Source organism: Shigella sp. FC1967 (assembly GCF_001743005.1).
Taxonomy (GTDB): domain Bacteria; phylum Pseudomonadota; class Gammaproteobacteria; order Enterobacterales; family Enterobacteriaceae; genus Proteus.
Map to the genome: position 1 here is coordinate 1 of NZ_MIIZ01000663.1, position 5,204 is coordinate 5,204.

Consider the following 5,204-nt stretch of genomic DNA (forward strand, 5'->3'; position numbering starts at 1 on the left):
AAACAATATCTATTTCAATAAAGATAAGATATCAATTTAATGGCTATATTATTCAATAAAATCAATGTTTTATATTTATATTATTTTAAATATGAAACCTTATTTATTAAGTGTTGATTTTTAATAGAATTCTATTTTAAATTCTAAAGTATTTTAAATTAAAACTATTTAAGTTATCTTAGCACAACAGAGCTAAATATTTATTAGCCATATTAGATTAATGACACTAGTTTTATCTAAAAGAATACTTTTTAATTAACATTAAATGCCTTAGTGAGATAAAAATGAAATAAGCAGCATTCTTGTCTCAATCTATTCCTAAAAGTTTCAGTTTATTTATTTTATTAAAACATATTAAAATAAAAATTTACTTACATTAAGAGTTCATTAATCAAACCTTGCTTTAGATTTTTATTATATTGCTCAATTTTTTATTTGGCTCTTATACTTTCTTAAGACGATTTTAGGTAGGTGTTATTATGAATATTTTATTAGTTGAAGACGATTTACAACTCGGTAAAGCACTTTGTCGCGGACTTGAAATTGCAGGTTTTCAACCATGTTGGGTTAGATTGCTTGCAGATGCTCGTGTTCAATTAAAACAACGCTCTTTTGATTTAATGCTATTAGATTTAGGTCTACCTGATGGTGATGGGCAAGATGAACTGATTGCGCTAAGAAAAAGTGGCGAGAAAATCCCCATTATTATTTTAACTGCCCGCACTCAAATTGATAATTTAGTACAAACATTAGATTCAGGCGCAGATGATTTTTTACCAAAGCCTTTTGCTATGCCTGAACTTATTTCTCGCGTAAAGGCGGTTAGTCGCAGAATGGCGGGTTTTTCTTCACAAATATGGTCTATTGGCAACTTACAACTTAATCCAGCAAACCATCAAGTCACTTTAAATGATGAATTGCTTTTATTATCAGGCAAAGAATATCAGCTTTTATATGAATTAATGCGCAATACTGACAATGTGGTACGTAAATCAGATTTGGAGCAACGTTTATTTGGTTTAGACGATAAAATTGAAAGTAACTCCCTTGAAGTACATATGCATAATTTACGGAGAAAAATAGGCAAAGAACGCATTATCACGGTTCGTGGCGTAGGTTATTTATTAAAAAAAAGAAACTAATTAAATGCAGATCCGCTCCTTCTTTATTTACACCATAGTCCTTCAGATTATCTCCATCGTTATGCTTTGGGGCGTTTGGTTAGCTTGGATACAATTTGATTATCTTGCTGAGTTCGAAAAAGTTTATAATAAACAGCAAGAAATTATTGCTGAGGGTTTTGCTAATACCTTAGAGATTGTCGCCGACCAGCCTGAAGTTCTCAAAGAAATCGCTCATAATTTACAAGGTATGTATATCGACGCCATGCTCAATGGTGAAGATGACGAACTACAATATCTACCGTGGCTTATTGTGTTAGATGTAAATAATACTCTCATTTATACTAATCGCCCTGAGTTACCTATCCCTACAAAAGTACTTTCATTAGCATCAGAAAAAATATCTGTCGCAGGTGAAAAATGGATCCTCTCTTTTAGTTGGGGAGAAAAACATAAAATAAAAGTCTTTATTGGTGAATCGGTTGAAGACAGAGGCCATGTTATTGGTAACCCTATTGAAGGTACCTTTGTGCCTTTCCTATTTATTCTCGCGACTGTAATTTTTGCGATCTTAATTACCGCTTATTTTAGTTTACGCCCTTTAAGACAAGCTGCAGAGCTTATCTCTAATCGTAAGCCACGCAATTTAACGCCAATTAATGTAGGTCAGCAATTTAAAGAAATTCGCCCTATCTTTAAAGAACTAAACCAATTAATGGCCAGAATTGACGCTGCTAATATTCGAGAAAAACAATTTATGGCTGATGCTGCTCATGAATTAAGAACACCAATAGCGGCTGTTATCGCTCAATTACACCTACTCTCTTTAGTCGATGATCAGCAAGAACGCGAAGAAATTGTTAATGATATGAAACAATCTCTTGATAGAGCTGCCGCTCTATCTCATCAATTAATTGATTTAGCACGATTAGAATGTGACGATTTCCCATTAAAAATAGAATCTCTCGATATCTATAACGTCATTGGAAATGCAATAGCACAACGCGTTCCTTATGCGATTACTAAGAATATTGAGTTATCACTTAATGAAGGGTACGCTTTAACGCTGAAAACCGACAAACAGGCTTTACTCTCTATATTTAATAATCTACTTGATAATGCCATTAAATATTGTCCTAACGGTAGCCAAGTTGAAGTAACTATTGAAAATCGATACGCAGAAGGGATCCATGTTATCGTGCGTGATAATGGTCCTGGCGTTGCAAAAGAACATATCAATGCTCTATTTTCGCGTTTTTTATCGCGTACCAGGCTCTAACGAAACGGGTAGCGGATTAGGTCTATCTATTGCACAAAATCTCGCTAATAAAATTCAAGCATCACTCATTGTCACTGAAGGGCTAAATAATAAAGGGATTGGTTTTATTATTGTCTTACCTTTAGAGGCTAAATCACCAGATAACGATTAATAGATAGATAACCGCTATTTCAGAATAAAGGAGGCACTACACCTCCTTTTTATTTTGTCTTGATGAGTCTTTAAAGGATATTACCCCAAAAGATTAATTAACCAGCGTAGGCTCGCTGTTACTATTGCTGCGCTAATTACAATCATAATAAAAGGTTTTTTCTGCCAAGTAAGTACGCCCGCGACACCCACACCAATGATTTTTGAAATATCGGCAAGTTGGTCACCATCAAAAAATGTCGATGTCATCGCCACTGAAAATAGAATAACAATCGCCGATAATGAGAGGATTTCTTTAACTCTCTCAGATACACCTGCTTTATTATTGAGTAATATTCCAGAAAGGCGCATAGCGTATGTACCAACAGCAAGGATCATAATTCCTGTAATAATAGAAGCTGCGGACATTATATTTTCCTTATCACAAACAATACGCCTAATAGCGATAATAAAACGGGGATCCCTGCTGGGAGAAATAATGTGGTTGAGAGCGCAATAATGCTCCCGATTATTGCGGCATGACGAGTAAGTTTATTTTTTAATGCGGGTAAACTTAATGCGAGAATGATAGCGGGAAACATCGCATCTAGTCCTAACATCTTTATATCGACAATAAATGATCCTAAGTAAACACCAAACATGGTACCTAAAGGCCAAACAAATAAAATTCCTAACCCACAAGCCCAAAACGCTAATTTATTTTGTTCTGCGGTACGTTGAGATAAACCAAATACAACACTTTCATCATTTAATATATGAAAACCTAATAATGATTTAAGCCCTTTCCCTGGTAAATCCTTTACTGCCAGACTAAAAGGAATATGTCGTGCATTGACCATTAATCCAGCAAGAGCTGCATATATTGCACTTCCTCCCATTGCGATAATACCAATAAAAAGAAATTCAGAAGCGCCCGCTAAAACAAAAATGGATAACACCAACGGTACCCAAAAATCAAAGCCTTGTGTATATGCTAGCGCACCATAAGAGATACCGACGATACCATCTGCTAATGAAACAAGCACAATATCTCTAAGTACGTTATTATCAAGACGACTGTTAGTTTGCATAGAATGTAGTATTTTTTATCGAACCATTCGTTCATTATGTTGAACGATTTGGTTTTTTGCAAGATGATTTTTAAAGGAAGCTATAATGTCATCGCCTTGTGCACCTATTGAAATTATTTCTCAAGCACTGGCTAGAGAAAGAAAAAAAGCGGGCCTTTCACTTGCTGAAATAGCAAGACGAGCGGGTGTTGCAAAATCAACATTGTCTCAATTAGAAGCAGGACAAGGAAATCCGAGTATTGAAACACTTTGGGCGATTTGTGTTGCGTTAAATATCCCTTTTTCTCAACTGATTTCGGCACCAAAACCAGAGATTAAGGTGATCCGTAAAGGTGATGGTTTTAAAATTAGCGCAGAAAAAGCGTATTATCATGCTTTTCTACTTTCTTCCTGTCCTATGGGTGCCAAACGCGATATATACACTGTAATTGCACAGCCAGGAAAGGATAGGATTTCTGATCCTCACAGTCAGAATGTCACTGAACATATTATTATTATCAGTGGTAGTGCAATAGTGGGAACGTTAGATAATCAGCAAGAATTACAACCCGGTGATTATATTTGTTATCCCGGTGATGTCACCCATGTATTACGCGCTTTAGAGCCAGATACGACGGCCGTTATGATTATTGAGCATCATAATTAACGTAATAAAATGATAAATTTATCGCACTGCGATATTGCAATAAAAATTTGAAAGTAGTGCGATAAATTTGATAGAGAATATCTGTCTAGTCAATTATTTTTTAAGTGCTTTATCAAGGTAAATCTGTCGTAATCGTTGAGATAAATGCCCAACAGTCCCCTGATTTATCTCTTCATTATCGATTGAAATAATTGGCCAAATTAAGGTGGTCGCTGAACTAATAAACGCTTCTTTTGCTTTTTTGGCCTCATCAAGTGTAAATCGGCGCTCGGTTATTTTAAGTCCTTCTTCTTGTGCTAATTGAATAATAGCTTGGCGTGTAATACCAGGTAAAATATCCTGACTCAACGGTCGTGTAATGATTTCATTATCATGGTTAACAATAAAGAAGTTACTTGAACTACCTTCTGTTATATAACCATCTTTAATTAAAATAGCATCATCAGCACCTTGTTGATGTGCATGATGTTTTGCTAAACACGCCGCTAATAATGCGACTGTTTTAATATCACAACGTTGCCAACGAATGTCTTCAACACTCATTACTGAGATCCCTTTTTTAGCATTAGGATGATTGACCACAGTTGAATGTTGAACAAAAGCCACTATGGTGGAAGAGACAGATGAAGGTGGAAAATCAAAAAAACGAGAAGAGTCTGTACCTCGAGTTATTTGCAAATAAATAAGGCCTTCATGAAGATTGTTTTTTTCGATAAGTTGATGATGAATATTAATTAATTGTTCTTTGGTAATAGGAATTGATAAGCCCAATTCTTTGCATGATCGTTGTAAAACGTTGGAAATGACCGTCAAAATCGATAAGTTGGCTATCGATGACCGCAGTCACTTCATAAACCGCATCTGCAAATAAAAAAGCCACGGTCAAAAACAGATACTTTAGCCTGATCTTTAGGTATAAACTGATTATTTAAAAAACA

At 35.1% G+C, this 5,204-nt stretch carries 4 protein-coding genes and 2 pseudogenes; 3 read left to right on the forward strand and 3 right to left on the reverse strand.

Features of this window, described 5'->3' with window-relative positions; all coding sequences use genetic code 11:
• Positions 1–479 precede the first annotated feature (479 nt).
• Both BHE89_RS09030 and BHE89_RS09035 read left to right on the forward strand, forming a co-directional pair.
• Complete coding sequence (locus BHE89_RS09030; protein ID WP_128860415.1) at positions 480–1,142, forward strand: response regulator; 663 nt, start codon at positions 480–482, stop codon at positions 1,140–1,142.
• Between the two features lie 4 nt (positions 1,143–1,146).
• Positions 1,147–2,551, forward strand: a pseudogene (locus BHE89_RS09035) (ATP-binding protein).
• 80 nt (positions 2,552–2,631) lie between these two features.
• Here the strand turns inward: BHE89_RS09035 and BHE89_RS09040 are convergent.
• Complete coding sequence (locus tag BHE89_RS09040) at positions 2,632–2,958, reverse strand: AzlD domain-containing protein (protein WP_069367426.1); 327 nt, start codon at positions 2,956–2,958, stop codon at positions 2,632–2,634.
• Positions 2,958–3,620, reverse strand: a complete 663-nt coding sequence (locus tag BHE89_RS09045; protein WP_069367425.1) for an AzlC family ABC transporter permease — start codon at positions 3,618–3,620, stop codon at positions 2,958–2,960. Before BHE89_RS09045 ends, BHE89_RS09040 begins: the two co-directional genes overlap by 1 nt.
• Before the next feature lie 85 nt (positions 3,621–3,705).
• On the opposite strand from BHE89_RS09045, the gene BHE89_RS09050 reads away from it, so the two are divergent.
• On the forward strand, positions 3,706–4,266 hold the full coding sequence (locus BHE89_RS09050; protein ID WP_069367424.1) for a helix-turn-helix domain-containing protein: 561 nt from the start codon (positions 3,706–3,708) through the stop codon (positions 4,264–4,266).
• 93 nt (positions 4,267–4,359) lie between these two features.
• Here the strand turns inward: BHE89_RS09050 and BHE89_RS09055 are convergent.
• A pseudogene (locus BHE89_RS09055) lies at positions 4,360–5,204 on the reverse strand (D-amino-acid transaminase); the annotation flags it as partial.

Bases quoted from the DNA above. Each gene is read 5' to 3' on its own strand.
- BHE89_RS09050 (WP_069367424.1), top strand. From the start codon at position 3,706: ATGTCATCGCCTTGTGCACCTATTGAAATTATTTCTCAAGCACTGGCT.
- BHE89_RS09045 (WP_069367425.1), bottom strand. From the start codon at position 3,620: ATGCAAACTAACAGTCGTCTTGATAATAACGTACTTAGAGATATTGTG.
- BHE89_RS09040 (WP_069367426.1), bottom strand. From the start codon at position 2,958: ATGTCCGCAGCTTCTATTATTACAGGAATTATGATCCTTGCTGTTGGT.
- BHE89_RS09030 (WP_128860415.1), top strand. From the start codon at position 480: ATGAATATTTTATTAGTTGAAGACGATTTACAACTCGGTAAAGCACTT.